Below are 18,285 nucleotides of genomic sequence, written 5' to 3'. Positions count from 1 at the left end.
GGCGCTCAGGTGAGCCGGCGGACCAGGTACGCCGTTCCCCGCTCCGCCGGCTCCTCGCCCACGTACTCCTGATCCCGCATCTCGCACCACGCCGGGATGTCCAGCCGTGCCGCCTCGTCGTCCGACAGGACCCGGACCGTGCCGCCCACCGGCACGGTCCCGATGACCTTCGCCAGCTCGATGACCGGGATCGGGCACCGTTTGCCCAGCGAGTCGACGACCGTCTCCGCGGGCCCCACGGCCGCCGCCGGCGCCGGTGCCGGAGCCCCCAGCTTCTCCCGCACCCCGGCCACCACCCCCGGCAGCACCTCCAGGAACCGCTCCACCTCCGCCCCGGCCGTACCCGCCGGCAGCGACACCCGTACGTTGCCCTCGCTCAGCACGCCCATCGCCCTCAGCACATGGCTCGGCGTCAGCGTGCTGCTCGTGCAGGACGATCCGGAGGAGACCGAGAAGCCCTCCCGGTCCAGCTCGTGCAGCAGTGTCTCCCCGTCGACATAGAGACAGGAGAAGGTGACGATCCCCGGGAGCCGGTGCTCCGCGTCCCCCACCACCTCCACGTCCGGCACCAACTCCGGTACCCGGGAGCGGATCCGCGCCGTCAGCTCCCGCAGCCGTACGGCCTCCCGCTCGGCCTCCGCCCGCACGGCCCGCAGCGAGGCCGCCGCGGCGACGACGGCGGGCAGGTTCTCGAAGCCGGCCGCCCGGCCCGACTCCCGCTCGTCCGACGCCCCTTGCACCGCGAACCGCACGCCCTTGCGCACGACGAGCAGCCCCACCCCGGACGGCCCGCCCCACTTGTGCGCGCTGGCCGTCAGCAGCGACCAGTCGCCCTCGACCCCGCCCCACCCCACCGACTGCGCCGCGTCCACCAGCAGCGGCACCCCGGCCGCCCGGCACGCCTCGGCGACGGCCGCCACCGGCTGCACGGTGCCCACCTCGTGGTTGGCCGACTGGAGACAGGCGAGCGCGGTGTCGGGGCGGAGCGCCGAGACGTACGACCCGGCGTCCACGGCACCGGCGCGCGACACCGGCACACGCGTCACCTCTCCGCCCTCGGCTTCGAGCACTTCGGCCGAATGGAGTACAGAGGAGTGTTCGACGGATGACACGATCAGGTGACGTCCGATCCGCCGCCGTCCGGCCAACGCCCCGGCCACACCGGTGTGCACGGCCCGGGTGCCCGACGGGGTGAAGGTCAGCTCGTCCGCCCGGCACCCGACCGCCTCGGCGGCCGCCTCCCGGGCGGCGTCCAGCAGCATCCGGGCCCTGCGCCCCTCCCGGTACAGCCGGGAGGGATCGGCCCAGCCGTCGTCGAGGGCGGCCAACAGGGCCTGACGGGCGACAGGATGAAGGGGAGCGGCGGAGGCGGCGTCGAAGTAGGACACGCACAAACGGTAGAACGCGGGAAGGCGAACCGGCGGCGCGGGGCCGGGGTCCGCACACGGCCGTGCCCCACAAGGGTGACGAGCCGCAACGCGCCCGCGCCCGCAACGCAAACCGCGACAACCCGAGCTATTGGGCGCCCATTCCCACCCCTACCGAGTGACCCGCGGCGCGTATGCCCCCCTCCCCGCGACCCCCCGAATCGCGTCGGCTAGGGTTTGGTCCGCATAAACATCCAAACCCCTGCCCGACGCAGGGCGGCGACCGACCAGCGAGAAGGCCGCAGCCGAACCGCGCGGGCGAGACTCTCGGGAAGGCGCTACGTGAGTCCCAACGGCTCCGACCGCTCGCCGCGGCGCCCGATGCGGCGGAAGCTGCTGCAGGCAATGACCGCGGGCCTGGTCCTTGCGACCGCTACCGGTTGCACATACAAGGACTTCCCCCGCCTTGGTATGCCCACCCCGACCACGGAAGAGGCTCCGCGGATCCTCTCCCTGTGGCAGGGCTCCTGGGCCGCCGCGCTCGCCGTCGGCGTGCTGGTGTGGGGTCTGATCATCTGGAGCGCCATCTTCCACCGGCGCAGCCGCACCAAGATCGAGGTACCGGCGCAGACCCGGTACAACATGCCGATCGAGGCCCTGTACACGGTGGTCCCGCTCATCATCGTCTCGGTGCTGTTCTACTTCACCGCGCGCGACGAGACGAAGCTCCTCAGCCTCGACAAGAAGCCCGACGTGACCATCAACGTGGTCGGCTTCCAGTGGAGCTGGGGCTTCAACTACATCGAGAACGTCGACGGCGTCACCGGTGACGCGAAGACCGACAAGAACCTGGACACCATTCCGGACCGGTTCAAGAAGGACTTCAAGAGCGCCGCCGGCGGTGTCTACGACGTCGGTACGCCGGGCACGAAGAACCCGCAGACCGGCAACCCCGGTCCGACGCTCTGGCTCCCCGAGGGCGAGACCGTCCGCTTCGTCCTCACCTCGCGTGACGTCATCCACTCCTTCTGGGTGGTGCCGTTCCTGATGAAGATGGACGTCATCCCGGGCCACACCAACGCGTTCCAGGTGACCCCGAACCAGCAGGGCACCTTCCTCGGCAAGTGCGCCGAGCTCTGCGGCGTCGACCACTCCCGGATGCTGTTCAACGTGAAGGTCGTCTCGCCCGAGCGTTACCAGCAGCACCTCAAGGACCTCGCCAAGAAGGGGCAGACCGGTTACATTCCCGCCGGCATCGCGCAGACGAGCCACGAGAAGAACCGGGAGACGAACAACCTGTGAGCATCCTCAACGAACCTCAGGGTGCCGCGGCAGCTGAACCCTCGTACGAGGACGAGCTGCCGGTCAGGCGCAAGCAGCCCGGCAACGTGGTCGTCAAGTGGCTCACCACCACCGACCACAAGACCATCGGCACGCTCTATCTGGTCACGTCGTTCGCGTTCTTCCTGATCGGCGGCGTGATGGCGCTGCTCATGCGCGCCGAGCTCGCTCGCCCCGGTCTGCAGATCATGTCGAACGAGCAGTTCAACCAGGCGTTCACGATGCACGGCACGATCATGCTGCTGATGTTCGCGACGCCGCTGTTCGCCGGCTTCACGAACTGGATCATGCCGCTCCAGATCGGCGCCCCGGACGTCGCCTTCCCGCGGCTGAACATGTTCGCCTACTGGCTCTACCTGTTCGGCTCGACCATCGCCGTCGGCGGCTTCCTCACCCCGCAGGGTGCGGCCGACTTCGGCTGGTTCGCCTACTCCCCGCTGTCGGACGCGGTCCGCTCGCCGGGCATCGGCGCCGACATGTGGATCATGGGTCTGGCCTTCTCCGGCTTCGGCACCATCCTCGGTGCGGTCAACTTCATCACCACGATCATCTGCATGCGCGCGCCGGGCATGACCATGTTCCGCATGCCGATCTTCGTGTGGAACGTGCTGCTGACCGCCGTGCTGGTCCTGCTCGCCTTCCCCGTCCTCGCCGCCGCGCTCTTCGCGCTGGAGGCGGATCGGAAATTCGGGGCACACGTCTTCGACGCGGCCAACGGCGGAGCACTGCTCTGGCAACACCTCTTCTGGTTCTTCGGCCACCCAGAGGTGTACATCATCGCGCTGCCGTTCTTCGGCATCATCTCCGAGGTCATCCCGGTCTTCTCCCGCAAGCCGATGTTCGGCTACATGGGTCTGATCGCGGCCACCATCGCGATCGCCGGTCTGTCCGTGACGGTGTGGGCCCACCACATGTACGTCACCGGCGGTGTGCTGCTGCCGTTCTTCTCGTTCATGACCTTCCTGATCGCGGTCCCGACCGGTGTGAAGTTCTTCAACTGGATCGGCACCATGTGGAAGGGCTCGCTGTCCTTCGAGACGCCGATGCTCTGGGCCACCGGCTTCCTGATCACCTTCACCTTCGGTGGTCTGACCGGTGTCATCCTGGCTTCGCCCCCGATGGACTTCCACGTCTCCGACTCGTACTTCGTGGTGGCCCACTTCCACTACGTGGTCTTCGGCACGGTCGTCTTCGCGATGTTCTCCGGCTTCCACTTCTGGTGGCCGAAGATGACGGGCAAGATGCTCGACGAGCGGCTCGGCAAGATCACCTTCTGGACGCTGTTCGTCGGCTTCCACGGCACCTTCCTGGTCCAGCACTGGCTGGGCGCCGAGGGCATGCCGCGTCGCTACGCCGACTACCTCGCGGCCGACGGCTTCACCACGCTGAACACGATCTCGTCGATCAGCTCCTTCCTGCTCGGCCTGTCGATCCTGCCGTTCCTCTACAACGTCTGGAAGACGGCGAAGTACGGCAAGAAGGTCGAGGTCGACGACCCGTGGGGCTACGGCCGTTCGCTGGAGTGGGCGACCTCCTGCCCGCCGCCGCGGCACAACTTCCTCACCCTGCCGCGGATCCGCAGCGAATCCCCGGCGTTCGACCTGCACCACCCTGAGATCGCCGCCCTGGAGCAGTTGGAGCACGGTCACGCCGCCGCCGCTGTCACGGGCAGCAAGGAGGCCGGCAAGTGAAGATCCAGGGCCGCATGTTCGTGTGGCTGAGCGTCTTCGTCCTCGCCATGGCGATCGTCTATGGCGTGTGGTCGAAGGAGCCGGCCGGTACCACGGCGCTCTTCCTGGCCTTCGGCCTGTGCATCATGATCGGCTTCTACCTGGGCTTCACGGCCTCGCGGGTGGACGCCGGTGCTCAGGACGACAAGGAGGCCGACGTCGCGGACGAGGCCGGCGAGCTGGGCTTCTTCAGCCCGCACAGCTGGCAGCCGCTCGCCCTCGGTGTCGGTGGCGCGCTGGCCTTCCTCGGTGTCGCCGTCGGCTGGTGGCTGCTGTACTTCTCGGCGCCCATCATCATGATCGGCCTCTTCGGCTGGGTGTTCGAGTACTACCGCGGTGAGAACCGCACCCAGTAGGCACGCCGAAGCGCACCCGGAGCCCGGACCCACCGTCAGGAGGGTCCGGGCTCCGGCTTTCCCCCGTCCGTTGCTGCCTTCGGCGCAGTGTCGGTCCCTCGTCCGGGTTACCTAACGCGCTTGTACGGAAAACGTCTCATAGCGTGACCATATGAGTCACTCTCCGTGCGCCCGTACCGTCGTCAGCTGCGCTCTGCTGGTGACAGCCCTCGGCGCGGGCCTCACCGCCTGCGGCTCGGACGACAACCCGTTGTCGGCCAAGCCGTACGACGCGGCGGACCAGATCTCCTTCAACACCCCCACCGGGGCGGGCAAGCGGGCCGACCCTGACAAGCCCCTGGAGGTCGTCGCCAAGAGTGACGACGAGCGCATCACCGACGTCACGGCCCAGGACGCCACCGGCCGCTACGTGGCGGGCGAACTCGACGCCGACGGCAGCCGCTGGCACAGCACCTCCCCGCTGGCCGCCAACGCCCACTACACGGTCCAGGTCAGCACCGAGGACGAGGACGGCGCCCCCGGCCGCAAGGTCCTCGCCTTCGACACCCGTCAGCCCACCACCAAGCAGCGGCTGAAGGTCACCTTCGGCCCGCAGGCGGGCGAGTACGGCGTGGGCCAGCCCGTCACCGCCCAGCTCGACCAGGAGATCAAGGACAAGGCCCAGCGTGCCGTCGTCGAGCGCGCCCTGCGGGTCGACTCCGTCCCCGCCGTGCAGGGCTCCTGGTACTGGGTGAGCGACAAGGAGCTCCACTACCGGCCCAAGGACTACTGGCCCGCCCACGCCACCGTCCAGGTGCACAGCAACCTGGACGGTGTGCGGATCAGCGACCGCCTGTGGGGCGGCGCGGCCAAGCCCCTCAAGCTCACCGTCGGCGACAAGCTCCTCGCCGTCACGGACGCGGCCGCCCACCAGATGACCGTCTACCGGAACGACAAGGTGATCAACCAGCTCCCGGTCACCACCGGCAAACCCGGCTTCGAGACCCGCAACGGCGTCAAGGTCGTCCTGGAGAAGCAGTACTTCGTACGTATGCGCAGTACCACCGTCGGCATCGCCGAGGGCACCTCGGACTCGTACGACCTGCCGGTCTACTACGCCACCAGGGTCACCTGGTCGGGTGAGTACGTCCACGCCGCGCCCTGGTCCGTGGGGTCCCAGGGCTACGAGAACGTCAGCCACGGCTGCACCGGCATGAACACCGCCAACGCCGAGTGGTTCTACGACACGTTCCACCCCGGCGACCTGGTGAAGGTCGTCAACTCCAACGGCGAGCAGATGGAGCGCTTCGGCAACGGCTTCGGCGACTGGAACCTCACCTGGCAGGACTGGCGCAAGGGCAGCGCCCTGACCGCCGGCACCCAGGACACCCCGCAGTCCGCGGACGCGGCGAGGGTGCAGCCAGCGGCACTGTGAACCACCCCGGTGGGGCGCGGCGCCGCCGCGCCCCACGCCCCCTAGGCGCTCTGCAGCCTCTTCTGGCGCAGCAGGGACGCCAGGGCGGCCGCGAACTCCACCGGCTCCACAGGCAGCGTCACAGCCGCGTCAGCTCGGCTCCACGTGGCCAGCCACGCGTCCTGCGGCCGTGCGATCAGCAGCAGCACCGGCGGGCACGAGAAGACCTCGTCCTTGATCTGGCGGCACATCCCCATGCCCCCCATGGGCACGGCCTCGCCGTCGAACACGCAGACGTCGATCCCGCCCTTGTCGAGCTCGGTGACGACGGCCGCGGGTGTCGCGCACTCCACGAACTCGACCGGCGGCACATCGGGAGCCGGCCGCCGGCCGGCGGCGAGCCGTACCTGCTCGCGGGTGTTGGAGTCGTCGCTGTAGACCAGCACCGTGGCGGTCGGCTGCATTGTTCCTCCGAGACGTCAGCGTCGTACGGACAGGACCGATGGGCCGGATGCTACTCCCATGAACACCTCGTCAACACCTGTTGGAACACCGCTTCGATGGGCCATCCGGGCAGTCCACACGCTGCGGACACTCCGAACGGCACCCCCCGGAGTGAGCGCGAGATAAGCGACCGACATAATGTCGGTCGTGGCGACAGCAACGACAGTAGAAACCGGGCACGCGCACCCGTCGGTCAACCGGCCGAACCTCACCAGCGTCGGAACCATCATTTGGCTGAGTTCCGAGCTGATGTTCTTCGCGGCCCTCTTCGCGATGTACTTCACCCTGCGATCGGTGACCGGTCCGGATCACTGGAAGGCGATGGCGAGCCATCTCAACCTTCCGTTCTCCGCGACCAACACCACGATCCTGGTGCTCTCCTCCCTCACCTGCCAGCTCGGCGTGTTCGCCGCCGAGCGCGGGGACGTGAAGAAGCTCCGGGGCTGGTTCATCGTCACCTTCATCATGGGTGCGATCTTCATCGGCGGTCAGATCTACGAGTACACCGAGCTGGTCAAGGAGGACGGGCTCTCGCTCTCCTCCGACCCGTACGGCTCGGTGTTCTACCTGACCACCGGCTTCCACGGCATGCACGTGACGGGCGGTCTCATCGCCTTCCTGTTCGTCCTGGGGCGCACCTACGCGGCGAAGAGGTTCACGCACGAGCAGGCGACCGCGGCCATCGTCGTGTCCTACTACTGGCACTTCGTCGACGTCGTCTGGATCGGCCTTTTCGCCACGATCTACCTGATCAAGTAGCCGGGCCGGCTGCACGCGCCGTAGAAGCGCACCACCAGAACGCATCGACGCAGAAGATCCTGACACCGGGGTAATCCGTGAAAAAGCTCTCCGCACGACGACGCCATCCGTTGGCGGCGGTCGTCGTCCTACTCCTCGCGCTGGCATGCACAGGGGGGCTGTACGCCGCGTTCGCACCCGCGGGCAAGGCGCAGGCCGATGAAACGTCCCAGTCCCTGACGATCGAGGAGGGCAAGAAGCTCTACTCGGTCGGCTGCGCCAGCTGCCACGGCACCGGCGGTCAGGGTTCGTCCGACGGCCCCAGCCTGGTCGGCGTGGGCGCCGCGGCCGTCGACTTCCAGGTCGGCACCGGCCGGATGCCGGCCGCCACCTCGCAGGGCCCGCAGGTCGTCAAGAAGAAGAACATCTACACCCAGGCCCAGATCGACCAGCTCGCGGCGTACATCGCCTCGCTGGGCGCCGGTCCCGAGGTTCCGACCAAGGAGCAGTACGGCGCCGACGGTGCCGACATCGCCGCGGGCGGCGAGCTCTTCCGCACGAACTGCGCCCAGTGCCACAACTTCGTGGGTGCCGGCGGTGCCCTCACCAAGGGCAAGTTCGCGCCGAGCCTCGAGAATGTCGACCCGAAGCACATCTACGAGGCCATGCAGACGGGCCCGCAGAACATGCCGTCCTTCCCCGACACCACGCTGACGGAGAAGAACAAGAAGGACATCATCGCGTACCTCGACTCGGTCAACAGCAGCAAGACGGTGAACCCCGGCGGTCTCAACCTGGGCGGCCTCGGGCCGGTCAGCGAGGGTCTGTTCGCGTGGATCTTCGGTCTCGGTGCGCTGATCGCGGTCGCCGTCTGGGTCGCCGCTCGGACCGCAAAGGCCAAGAAGTCATGAGTAGCCAAGACATTCCAGAAGAGAGCCTGCCGGCTGAGCAGTCCGCAGGACACGAGAAGCACGCGCACGGCGCCGTGAGCGTCGCGGACGAGAAGAACCCGTTCGCGGACCCGGGTCTGCCGCCCCACGAGCACCGGATCCAGGACATCGACGACCGGGCCGCCAAGCGGTCCGAGCGCGTCGTGGCCCTGCTGTTCACGGTCTCGATGCTCGCCACGGTCGGCTTCATCGCCTCCTACGTGACGATCCCGCCGGACAAGGCGATCTTCGTCTTCCCGATCGGTCACATCAGCGCGCTGAACTTCGCGCTGGGCCTGACCCTCGGTACGGCGCTGTTCTGCATCGGCGCGGGCGCGGTCCACTGGGCCCGCACCCTGATGTCCGACGTGGAGGTCGCCGACGAGCGGCACGCGATCGCGGCCCCGCCGGAGGTCAAGGCCAAGGTTCTGGCCGACTTCAAGCAGGGTGCCAAGGAGTCGGCGATCGGCCGGCGCAAGCTGATCCGCAACACGATGTTCGGCGCGCTGACCCTGGTCCCGCTCTCCGGTGTCGTGCTGCTGCGCGACCTCGGCCCGCTGCCCCACAACTCGCTGCGCCACACGGCGTGGTCGAAGGGCAAGCTCCTCGTCAACATGAACACCAACGAGCCGCTCCGTCCCTCGGACGTGGCCGTCGGCTCGCTGACCTTCGCCAAGCCCGAGGGCCTGGAGGAGACCGACGAGGAGTTCCAGAACGAGATGGCCAAGGCGGCCCTGATGATCATCCGGCTCCAGCCGGACAACATCAAGGACAAGCGCGAGCTCGAGTGGTCGCACGAGGGCATCGTCGCCTACTCGAAGATCTGCACCCACGTCGGTTGCCCGATCTCGCTGTACGAGCAGCAGACGCACCACGTGCTCTGCCCGTGCCACCAGTCCACCTTCGACCTCTCCGACGGCGCCCGAGTGATCTTCGGTCCTGCCGGTCACGCCCTGCCGCAGCTGCGCATCGGCGTGAGCGAGGAGGGTTACCTCCAGGCGCTCGGCGACTTCGAGGAGCCCGTCGGTCCTGCATTCTGGGAGCGCGGATGAGCACTTCAGAGAACACAGAGTCCCGCGAACGCGGGAAGGCACCGGCCGGCGAGCGCGTAGCCGACTGGGCCGACGGACGGCTCGGGATCTACTCCCTGGCCAAGTCCAACATGCGCAAGATCTTCCCCGACCACTGGTCGTTCATGCTCGGCGAAGTGTGCATGTACAGCTTCATCATCATCATCCTGACGGGTGTGTACCTGACGCTGTTCTTCCACCCGTCGATGAACGAGGTGGAGTACCACGGCAGCTACGTCCCGCTCCAGGGCCAGCTGATGTCCGAGGCGTTCAACTCGACCCTGCACATCTCCTTCGACGTGCGCGGTGGCCTGCTCATCCGGCAGATCCACCACTGGGCCGCGCTGATCTTCCTCGCCGGCATGTTCGTGCACATGATGCGCGTGTTCTTCACCGGCGCGTTCCGCAAGCCGCGTGAGATCAACTGGCTGTTCGGCTTCCTGCTGTTCGTCCTCGGCATGTTCACCGGTTTCACCGGTTACTCGCTCCCGGACGACCTGCTCTCCGGCACCGGTGTGCGCTTCACCGAGGGCGCGATCCTGTCCATGCCGATCGTCGGCACGTACATCTCGTTCTTCCTCTTCGGCGGCGAGTTCCCCGGCCACGACTTCGTGGCCCGGTTCTACTCGATCCACATCCTGCTGCTGCCGGGCATCATGCTCGGCCTGATGGTGGGCCACCTGATCCTGGTCTTCTACCACAAGCACACGCAGTTCGCGGGTCCCGGAAAGTCCGAGAAGAACGTCGTCGGCATGCCGCTGCTGCCGGTCTACATGGCCAAGGCCGGAGGCTTCTTCTTCCTGGTCTTCGGTGTCATCGCGGTCATCGCCGCGACCACCCAGATCAACCCGGTCTGGGCCATCGGCCCCTACCGTCCGGACCAGGTGTCCACCGGCGCCCAGCCCGACTGGTACATGGGCTTCGCCGAGGGTCTGATCCGCTACATGCCGGGCTGGGAGATCAACTTCTGGGGCCACACCCTGGTCCTGGGCGTCTTCATCCCGCTGGTCCTGTTCGGTCTGGTCCTCGCGGTCATCGCGGTCTACCCGTTCATCGAGTCCTGGGTCACCGGTGACAAGAGCGAGCACCACATCCTGGACCGCCCGCGCAACGCCCCGACCCGCACCGCCTTCGGTGTCGCCTGGGTGACCGTGTACATGATCGGCCTGGTCGGTGGTGGCAACGACCTCTTCGCCACCCACTTCCACCTGTCGATCAACGACGTGACCTGGTTCGTCCGGATCTTCTTCTTCGCCGGACCGGTGATCGCGTTCATCGTCACCAAGCGCATCTGCCTCGGCCTCCAGCGCCGGGACAAGGACAAGGTGCTGCACGGTCGCGAGACCGGCATCATCAAGCGCCTGCCGCACGGTGAGTTCATCGAGATCCACGAGCCGCTCTCGCAGGAGCAGCTGCACACCCTCACGGCTCACCACCAGTACGAGCCGGCCCAGGTCGGTGCGGCGGTCGACGAGAACGGTGTCGAGCGCAAGGTCAAGGGGCCCGAGAAGCTCCGCGCGAAGCTGAGCGGTGCCTACTACGGCGAGGACAACCAGATCCCGAAGCCGACTGTCGAGGAGTACAAGGAGATCACGAGCGGCCACGGCCACCACTGATCCACGGCGTCGCCACGCCACGGTCGAAGGGCCCCCGTCCGGTGTACGGACGGGGGCCCTTCGCCATGCCCGGGGCTGGATAAGGTGGGGGTCGTACACCATCATCCCCGTACGACGATCAGGAGCGGCCTTATGAGCGCTGTGACCCCCGCTGGAGGCGACACCGCGGCGGGCCTTTCCTGGCCCGGGGTACTGAACGCGCTGCTGTACGGCCAGGACCAGAGCGCCGACGCGACGGCCTGGGCGATGGACCAGATCATGCGCGGCCAGGCCACCGACGCCCAGATCGCCGGTTTCGTCGTCGCCCTCAGGGCCAAGGGCGAGACGGTCGAGGAGATCAACGGGCTCGTCCGCACGATGTACGAGCACGCGAACGTCATCGAGGTGCCGGGCCGCACCGTCGACATCGTCGGCACCGGCGGCGACGGCGCGAAGACGGTGAACATCTCGACCATGTCGGCGCTGGTGGTGGCCGGCACCGGAGCGAAGGTCGTCAAGCACGGCAACCGCGCGGCCTCCTCCGCGTCCGGCGCCTCGGACGTCCTGGAGAAGCTCGGCGTCAACCTCGACCTGACCCCGCGGCGGGTCGCCGAGGTCGCCGAGGAGGCCGGGATCACCTTCTGCTTCGCCGTCAAGTTCCACCCGGCGCTGCGTCACGCGGGCGCCGCGCGCGGCCAGTTGGGCATCCGCACGGTGTTCAACATCCTCGGCCCGCTGACCAACCCGGCGCGGGTGCGCGCCCAGGCGGTCGGCGTGGCGGACCCCCGGATGGCCCCGGTGGTCGCGGGCGTCTTCGCCGAGCGCGGCCACTCCTCCCTGGTCTTCCGCGGCGACGACGGCCTCGACGAGCTGACGACGACCGGCACGTCCCACGTCTGGATCGTGCGCGACGGCAAGGTCACGGAGGAGACCTTCGACCCGCGCGAGGTCGGCATCGAGCCGGTTCCCCTGGAGGCGCTGCGCGGCGGCGACCCGTCGTACAACGCGGAGGTCGCCCGGCGCCTCCTGGACGGCGAGCGGGGCCCGGTGCGGGACGCGGTGCTGCTGAACTCGGCGGCGGCCCTGGCGGCCCTGGAGCCGGGCCCGGGCACGCTCGCCGAGCAGCTGCGGGCGGGCATGGACAAGGCGGCCGAGTCCATCGACTCCGGGGCGGCCAAGCGCGCGCTGGAGCGCTGGGCGGCGGCGACGAACAAGTAGGGGCGTCGCGGAGTCCGGCCCCGCCGGACTCCGCGGGACCTGCCCTCGTCCCGTCATCCGGACAGAAGTTGCGCATCGGCGATCACTTCACCTACTTTTCTTTTCAGGTCATGAGTGACAGTCATGAGGCCCCGGCCGACTGTCCGGCAACCCTCCGTCCGTGGCGGGGTGCCCCGGGTGAAGACCAGGCCGTAGGCAGCGAGGTCTGCGGCAAGCGCGGACCCCTCGAAACACCAGGGGTCCTGGTCGTACGAGGGAGCCTTCTGTGAGCAAGCGAATGCGATAGGGCGTAGAGCCCCGCCTCCGCGTACCCCTTTCACTTTCCCCGCGCCGTCGACGTACCGTCCGGCGCGGCGGTTCCGCTCACCCTCACAGGAGCTTCGCCATGTCCGTCTCCACCGCTGCCTCCGCCCGGTCCGTCTGTGCCCCGCTGCCCGTTCTGGGCCGGGATGTCACCGTCCCGCTCGTCACCGGCGGCGAGGTCGCCTACGCGGCCCTCGACTACGCGGCCAGCGCCCCCGCGCTCCAGCGGGTCTGGGACGACGTCGCGGCCTACGCGCCCTACTACGGCAGCGTCCACCGCGGCGCCGGCTACCTCTCCCAGCTCTCCACGGACCTCTTCGAGAACGCCCGCCGGACCGTCACCGAGTTCCTGGACTGCCGCCCCGACGACCAGCTGATCTTCACCCGCTCGACGACCGATTCCCTGAACCTCCTGGCCCGCGCCCTCCCCGCCGACTGCCAGGTCTTCGTCTTCGAGACCGAGCACCACGCCTCCCTGCTGCCCTGGCAGGACGCCCGGGTCACCTACCTCAACGCCCCGCGCACCCCGCGGCAGGCCGTGGCGACCCTGGAGCGCGCGCTGGCCGACCGTGACCCCCACGGCCCGGCCCTGGTCTGCGTCACCGGCGCCTCCAACGTCACCGGCGAGCTGTGGCCGGTGCGCGAGCTGGCCGCCGCCGCGCACGCGCACGGCGCCCGGATCGTCCTGGACGCGGCCCAGCTGGCTCCGCACCACCCGGTCTCCGTCCGCGACCTCGACGTCGACTGGGTCGCCTTCTCCGGCCACAAGCTCTACGCCCCCTTCGGCGCCGGTGTCCTGGCCGGCCGCGCCGACTGGCTCCAGGCGGCCGAGCCGTACCTCGCGGGCGGCGGCGCCAGCCGCAAGGTCGCCAGGCGCGAGGACGGGGGAGTGGCCGTGGAGTGGCACGAGAGCGCCGCGCGGCACGAGGCCGGGTCGCCCAACGTGATCGGCGCCTACTCCATCGCCTCCGCCTGCAAGGCGCTCACCGAGGCCGGTTTCGACACGCTGGTCGCCCGTGAGCGGCACCTCATCGACAAGGTGCGGGCGGGGCTGGCCGAGGTCCCGGAGGTCCGGGTCCTCTCCCTCTTCGGCGACGACGCCCCCCGCGTCGGCGTGATCAGCTTCGTGGTGGACGGCTGGAACAGCTCGCACTTCGCCGCGGCCCTCTCCGCGGAGTACGGCATCGGCGTCCGCGACGGCCTCTTCTGCGCCCACCCGCTGGTCAGGACGCTGCTCGGCTCCGACCCGCAGACCCAGGGCGAGTGCGGGGCGCCGGAGGCGGCGCCGGGCGAGAAGTCCCTCAACGCCATCCGGGTGAGCTTCGGCGCCGGTACGCCGGACGAGCATGTGGAGCGCTTCGTGACGGCGGTCCGGGAACTGGTGACCGACGGCGCCAAGTGGTCGTACCGTACGGAGGAAGGCCGCTGCGTCCCGGCGGTGTGATCAGCGCCCCGTCAGGGGCGCGGGCAACTGCGCGGCCGGCCACGACGGACACCCAGGGGATCGCGGTGCTTCGTGCCCGGCTGCGGGCCGGTGGGGGCTGGTCGCGCAGTTCCCCGCGCCCCTGACGGGGCGCGTCGCGGTCGGACGCCCGGAAAGTACCGGGCTAGTTGTCCAGGCCGATCGCGAAGGCCGCCTCCAGGTCGTGCTGGGAGTACGTGCGGAACGCGACGTGCGTGTCCGTCGCCTCCACGCCCGGGATCTTGCTGATGGAGCCGGGGATGACCTCGGCCAGGTCCTCGTGCCTGCGGACGCGGACCATGGCGATCAGGTCGTACGTGCCGGTGACGGAGAAGACCTCGCTGACGCTCTCCAGCGCGGCGATCCGTTCCGCGATCTCGGGGATCCGGTCCACGCTGGTCTTGATGAGGACGATCGCGGTGATCACGGCTGGTTCTCTCCCTCGGGGGCTGGAGCTGGAGTGGCTCTCACTTTAGTGCCACGGCCGTAGCGCACCCACGCGTAGCCGAAGCCCAGCCCGAATCCGACCAGGTGGGCGAGGTAGGCCACGCCGGGGCCGGCCGGGGCCCCGTCCAGGGCCAGCCACTGCAGGGCCGCCCAGAAGGGGAGCACCACCCAGGCCGGGAAGCGCAGGGGCAGGAAGAAGAGGAACGGGAGAAGACTGGTCACGCGGGCGCTGGGGAACAGGTAGAGGAACGCTCCGAGGACCGCCGAGATCGCCCCGGACGCCCCTACCAGCGACTGCTGGGACGTGGCGTTGGCGGCCGCGTAGCCGAGCAGCGCGAGACAGCCGCAGCCGAGGTAGAAGAGGGTGAACTCGGCACGGCCCATCCGCTCCTCGGTCATCGCCCCGAAGACGAAGAGGAAGAGCATGTTGCCGAGCAGGTGCACCCAGCTGCCGTGGATGAACAGCGCCGTGGCCGGGGTCAGCACCTCCCGCGCCGGGCCGCCGAACAGGTCGCCGGGGACCACCCCCCAGCGCCGGAAGTACGCCCGCTGGGCCGCCGCCAGTGCCTCCCCGGTGCCGTAGGACGGGGTGAAGCCGGACGACGGGCCGAGCACGAAGATCAGGCAGCACACGGCGATCAGCGTGTACGTCATGGGCGCGGACGTGCCCCTCGCGCCGCGCAGGGTCCGGACGGCCGTCGTGTTCCAGTTGCCGATCATGAACACAGAGCATGGCGTAACCGGACGCACCGGTGCAGATCGCCTCGCCGCCGTGGACGGGGCGGCGTCCACGGCCCGGCAGGCCGTAGGGTTACGAGCCACACGCGTCGGCACGGCGCGTCACGGACACTAGAAGGAAGCGAACAAGCCACGATGACGGTTCCCCTGCCGACCGCCACGACGCGGTGGCGCTGCACCCTCTGCGGCAACCTCACGCGCTTCGACGTGACCCGCTCGTCGAAGGTCGTCGAGTACGTGCACCTCGACCTGGCCGGTGAGCCCAAGGTCGAGGAGCGCGAGGTGGTCAGTGAGACCATCGAGTCGGTGCGCTGCCGCTGGTGCAACGCGGTGGACCAGGTGGAACTCGTGGACAGGCCGGGTGCCGACTCCTGAGACCGGGAGGCGGCCCCAACAGGTGATGGGGTGTGACGGATGGTGGAGACCACAGGCGGGGGGCCGGGCGACGGCACCGCCGAGGTGCTTGACCGTCCGTTGCCCGACGGCGTGCGGCGGCGGGTCGTGCAGATCGTGTCGGACGGCTTCGGCGGTCTGACGGTCGCCGAGCTGCCCGCGCAGCTGCGGCAGTACGCCCGGTTCGCGCCGAACCGGCGGGCCAAGTTCGCCGGGAACGCCATGGCGGCCGCGCTGGAGACGGACACCCTCTTCCGGCAGCGGATCGGGGAGAAGCTGAGAGAGGCCCAGCCGGAACTGGCCGGCGCCCTCGACTCCGGCTCCCCGCCCCCGGCCGCGGACCCGCTCGACGTGGCGGCCGCGGCCTACGTACTGCGCCCCGCCGGCTGGGTGAAGCTCGTGACGGCCGCCGGCGAGGAGGCCCAGCGGGCCGACGCCGAGCGCGCCGACGAGGAGAGCCGGGCCGAGCTGGAGCGGCTGCGCGAGGAACTCGACCGGGCCCGGGAGCAGACCCGCTCCGAGACCGAGCGGCTGCGCGCCGAGCTGGACGCGGCCAAGAAGGAAGCGGAATCGCTTCACCGCAAGCTGAGGGCCGCCCTCAGCGACGTCAAGCGGGGCGAGGCCGCCCTGCGCAAGATCCACACCGAGGCGGAGGCCGCACGGGCCGACGCGCAGGCCCAGGTGTCCACCGCGGAGAGCGAGAGCCGGCGGCTCAAGGCGCGGCTCGGCGAGGTCGAGGCCGCGCTGGAGGCCAGCCGCCGGGCCGCCCGGGAGGGGCGCAGCGTCGAGGACATGCGGCTGCGGCTGCTGCTCGACACGGTCCTGGAGTCGGCCCAGGGGCTGCGCCGCGAACTGGCGCTGCCGCCGGCGTCGACGCGTCCCGCCGACACCGTGGACGCGGTGGAGCCGGGGCGGATGACCCCGAAGGACATCGCGGCCCGCGCGCTGTCCGAGCACGACCCGGCCGTCCTCGACCAGTTGCTCGCCCTGCCGCAGGCGCACCTGGTCGTCGACGGCTACAACGTGACCAAGACGGGCTATCCGCAGATGCCGCTGGAGAAGCAGCGGCTGCGGCTGCTCGGCCAGCTCTCCCAGCTCGCCGCGCAGACCGGCGCGGAGGTCACCTGCGTCTTCGACGGCGCCGAACTGGCCGCGCCGGTGCTGCTCGCCCCGCCGCGCGGGGTCCGGGTCCTCTTCTCCAAGCCCGGTGTCACGGCGGACGAGTTGATCCGCCAGCTGGTGCGTGCCGAGCCGCCGGGCCGCCCGGTGATCGTCGCCTCGACCGACCGTGAGGTCGCCGACGGGGTGGCGCGGGCGGGTGCCCGACCGGTCGCTTCTGCGATGCTTCTGAAGCGACTGTCCTGAACGTTCGACGTGCATGGTTAATGCCCGAATTCGACCGAACCGTCACGCGACGTAGTGTCAATCGAGCATTACGGCACGTGAGTTATGTGCAAAGAGTGCGTTGCGTGACCAGAATTTTGACTGTTGGGATTTGAACTGATCACAAGTAGGTCACTAGGGTCAGGCCTCGAACCTCCACACGGGTGATCACTCAAAAGAAGGAGCCCGTCTCCGTGGCGTCCCATCGTCGACCCAAGCAGCCGAGTCGCGCACGCGTGACCGTGCTGACCACCGCAGCCGCCGCTGCCGTCGTCCTGAGTGCCAACGCCGCCAACGCGGCGCCCAGCGAGAAGCTGACCAAGGACGAGGTCAAGGCAAAGGTCGACAAGCTCTACGAGGAGGCCGAGCAGGCCACCGAGAAGCTCGACGGGGCCAAGGACAAGCAGCAGAAGCTGCAGAAGGAAATATCCACGATCCAGGACAACGTGGCTCGTGGCCAGGAGGAGCTCAACAAGCTGCGGGACAGCCTCGGCACGATGGCCACCGCGCAGTACCGCTCCGGCGGCATCGACCCGTCGGTCCAGCTCTTCCTCTCGTCCGACCCGGACGACTACCTCGACAAGGCCTCCACGCTCGACCAGTTGAGCAGCCAGCAGGTCGAGGCCCTCAAGAAGATCCAGGACAAGCAGCGCGAACTCGCCCAGGAGCGGGCGGAGGCCACCGACAAGCTCAAGGACCTCTCCGCCACCCGCACCGAGCTGGCCAAGCAGAAGAGCGCCGTCCAGAGCAAGCTCGCCGACGCGCAGAAGCTGCTCAACACCCTGACGGCCAAGGAGAAGGCGGCACTCGACGCCGAGCAGGCCCAGGCCGCCAGCCGCGCCTCCTCGCGGGTCAGCCTCGGCAGCACCGGGTCCGCCTCCAGCCGGGCCGCCGCCGCCTTCGCCGCCGCCCAGTCCGTGATCGGCTCGCCGTACGTCTACGGCGCCTCCGGCCCCTCCTCCTTCGACTGCTCGGGTCTGACCTCCTGGGCCTACGCCCAGGCCGGCGTCACCATCCCGCGCACCTCCGAGGCCCAGGCCAACGCCGGCACCCGGATCTACAGCCAGAGCGACCTCAAGGTCGGCGACCTCGTCATCTTCTACGGCGACTACCACCACGTCGGCCTCTACGCGGGCAACGGCCAGGTGCTGCACGCCCCGCACACCGGCGCCGTCGTGCGCTACGAGGCGATCGGCAACATGACCTTCGAGTTCGGCGTCCGGATCTGATCCCTTCCGGTCACGGCGACACCCGTACGGCCGAAGATCGACTCGCCGTGGCGCCCGAACGGGCGAATCACGGCGACCGGAACTGACTC

General features: G+C 69.2%; 17 protein-coding genes and 1 riboswitch. Of the genes, 13 read left to right on the top strand and 4 right to left on the bottom strand.

The genetic code is table 11. The features are described from left to right. Window positions 1–5: 5 nt before the first annotated feature. Entirely contained in the window at window positions 6–1,388 is a 1,383-nt protein-coding gene (locus ACZ619_RS04965) for an aminotransferase class V-fold PLP-dependent enzyme (RefSeq protein ID WP_469594193.1), read from the bottom strand. Window positions 1,389–1,709: 321 nt separating this feature from the next. Here ACZ619_RS04965 and ctaC point away from each other — a divergent pair, with 321 nt between their 5' ends. The 4 genes from ctaC to ACZ619_RS04945 all read left to right on the top strand — a co-directional run bounded on the left by ctaC (window position 1,710) and on the right by ACZ619_RS04945 (window position 6,208). Next, on the top strand, window positions 1,710–2,669 hold the full coding sequence (gene ctaC, locus ACZ619_RS04960) for an aa3-type cytochrome oxidase subunit II (RefSeq protein WP_469594190.1): 960 nt from the start codon (window positions 1,710–1,712) through the stop codon (window positions 2,667–2,669). Beyond that, entirely contained in the window at window positions 2,666–4,399 is a 1,734-nt protein-coding gene (gene ctaD, locus ACZ619_RS04955; protein ID WP_469594187.1) for an aa3-type cytochrome oxidase subunit I, read from the top strand. Before ctaC ends, ctaD begins: the two co-directional genes overlap by 4 nt. Beyond that, complete coding sequence (locus ACZ619_RS04950) at window positions 4,396–4,794, top strand: cytochrome c oxidase subunit 4 (protein ID WP_469594184.1); 399 nt, start codon at window positions 4,396–4,398, stop codon at window positions 4,792–4,794. Before ctaD ends, ACZ619_RS04950 begins: the two co-directional genes overlap by 4 nt. 151 nt (window positions 4,795–4,945) lie before the next feature. Beyond that, entirely contained in the window at window positions 4,946–6,208 is a 1,263-nt protein-coding gene (locus ACZ619_RS04945) for a L,D-transpeptidase (RefSeq protein ID WP_469594182.1), read from the top strand. Window positions 6,209–6,249: 41 nt separating this feature from the next. Here ACZ619_RS04945 and ACZ619_RS04940 read toward each other — a convergent pair whose 3' ends face one another. After that, window positions 6,250–6,651, bottom strand: coding sequence for a response regulator (locus ACZ619_RS04940; RefSeq protein ID WP_469594179.1), 402 nt, complete (start codon window positions 6,649–6,651; stop codon window positions 6,250–6,252). A 178-nt stretch (window positions 6,652–6,829) separates the two neighbouring features. Between ACZ619_RS04940 and ctaE the strand changes: the two genes are divergently transcribed. The 6 genes from ctaE to ACZ619_RS04910 all read left to right on the top strand — a co-directional run bounded on the left by ctaE (window position 6,830) and on the right by ACZ619_RS04910 (window position 13,988). After that, window positions 6,830–7,450, top strand: a complete 621-nt coding sequence (gene ctaE, locus ACZ619_RS04935; RefSeq protein WP_469594177.1) for an aa3-type cytochrome oxidase subunit III — start codon at window positions 6,830–6,832, stop codon at window positions 7,448–7,450. A 77-nt stretch (window positions 7,451–7,527) separates the two neighbouring features. Then, window positions 7,528–8,340 carry a cytochrome bc1 complex diheme cytochrome c subunit gene (gene qcrC / locus ACZ619_RS04930; protein ID WP_469594175.1) on the top strand — a complete coding sequence of 271 codons (813 nt, stop codon included), beginning with the start codon at window positions 7,528–7,530 and terminating at the stop codon, window positions 8,338–8,340. Further along, entirely contained in the window at window positions 8,337–9,410 is a 1,074-nt protein-coding gene (gene qcrA, locus ACZ619_RS04925) for a cytochrome bc1 complex Rieske iron-sulfur subunit (protein ID WP_469594174.1), read from the top strand. Before qcrC ends, qcrA begins: the two co-directional genes overlap by 4 nt. After that, on the top strand, window positions 9,407–11,044 hold the full coding sequence (gene qcrB, locus ACZ619_RS04920; protein WP_469594172.1) for a cytochrome bc1 complex cytochrome b subunit: 1,638 nt from the start codon (window positions 9,407–9,409) through the stop codon (window positions 11,042–11,044). Before qcrA ends, qcrB begins: the two co-directional genes overlap by 4 nt. 132 nt (window positions 11,045–11,176) lie before the next feature. After that, a complete protein-coding gene (gene trpD / locus ACZ619_RS04915) occupies window positions 11,177–12,241 on the top strand; it encodes an anthranilate phosphoribosyltransferase (protein ID WP_469594169.1) in 1,065 nt (354 codons plus the stop codon). Between the two features lie 106 nt (window positions 12,242–12,347). Continuing rightward, window positions 12,348–12,464, top strand: a riboswitch (SAM riboswitch). A 162-nt stretch (window positions 12,465–12,626) separates the two neighbouring features. Continuing rightward, complete coding sequence (locus tag ACZ619_RS04910; protein ID WP_469594167.1) at window positions 12,627–13,988, top strand: aminotransferase class V-fold PLP-dependent enzyme; 1,362 nt, start codon at window positions 12,627–12,629, stop codon at window positions 13,986–13,988. A gap of 163 nt (window positions 13,989–14,151) precedes the next feature. Here ACZ619_RS04910 and ACZ619_RS04905 read toward each other — a convergent pair whose 3' ends face one another. Together ACZ619_RS04905 and ACZ619_RS04900 are read right to left on the bottom strand one after the other, a co-directional pair. Beyond that, a complete protein-coding gene (locus ACZ619_RS04905) occupies window positions 14,152–14,433 on the bottom strand; it encodes an Lrp/AsnC family transcriptional regulator (protein WP_469594165.1) in 282 nt (93 codons plus the stop codon). Continuing rightward, window positions 14,430–15,173 (bottom strand): rhomboid family intramembrane serine protease, encoded by a 744-nt coding sequence (locus tag ACZ619_RS04900; protein ID WP_469594162.1) that lies wholly within the window; start codon window positions 15,171–15,173, stop codon window positions 14,430–14,432. The genes ACZ619_RS04905 and ACZ619_RS04900 overlap by 4 nt, the downstream gene beginning before the upstream one ends. A 153-nt stretch (window positions 15,174–15,326) precedes the next feature. Here ACZ619_RS04900 and ACZ619_RS04895 point away from each other — a divergent pair, with 153 nt between their 5' ends. The 3 genes from ACZ619_RS04895 to ACZ619_RS04885 all read left to right on the top strand — a co-directional run bounded on the left by ACZ619_RS04895 (window position 15,327) and on the right by ACZ619_RS04885 (window position 18,196). Then, window positions 15,327–15,566, top strand: coding sequence for a hypothetical protein (locus ACZ619_RS04895; RefSeq protein ID WP_009309707.1), 240 nt, complete (start codon window positions 15,327–15,329; stop codon window positions 15,564–15,566). 39 nt (window positions 15,567–15,605) lie between these two features. Then, window positions 15,606–16,949, top strand: coding sequence for an NYN domain-containing protein (locus tag ACZ619_RS04890; protein WP_469594159.1), 1,344 nt, complete (start codon window positions 15,606–15,608; stop codon window positions 16,947–16,949). Window positions 16,950–17,161: 212 nt separating this feature from the next. Continuing rightward, window positions 17,162–18,196 (top strand): C40 family peptidase, encoded by a 1,035-nt coding sequence (locus ACZ619_RS04885; protein WP_469594157.1) that lies wholly within the window; start codon window positions 17,162–17,164, stop codon window positions 18,194–18,196. The last annotated feature ends 89 nt before the right edge of the window (window positions 18,197–18,285 follow it).

Source organism: Streptomyces sp. NPDC104367 (genome assembly GCF_055583825.1).
Note: the sequence above shows the minus strand (reverse complement) of the source record. Positions and strands in the feature narration are given on the sequence as shown.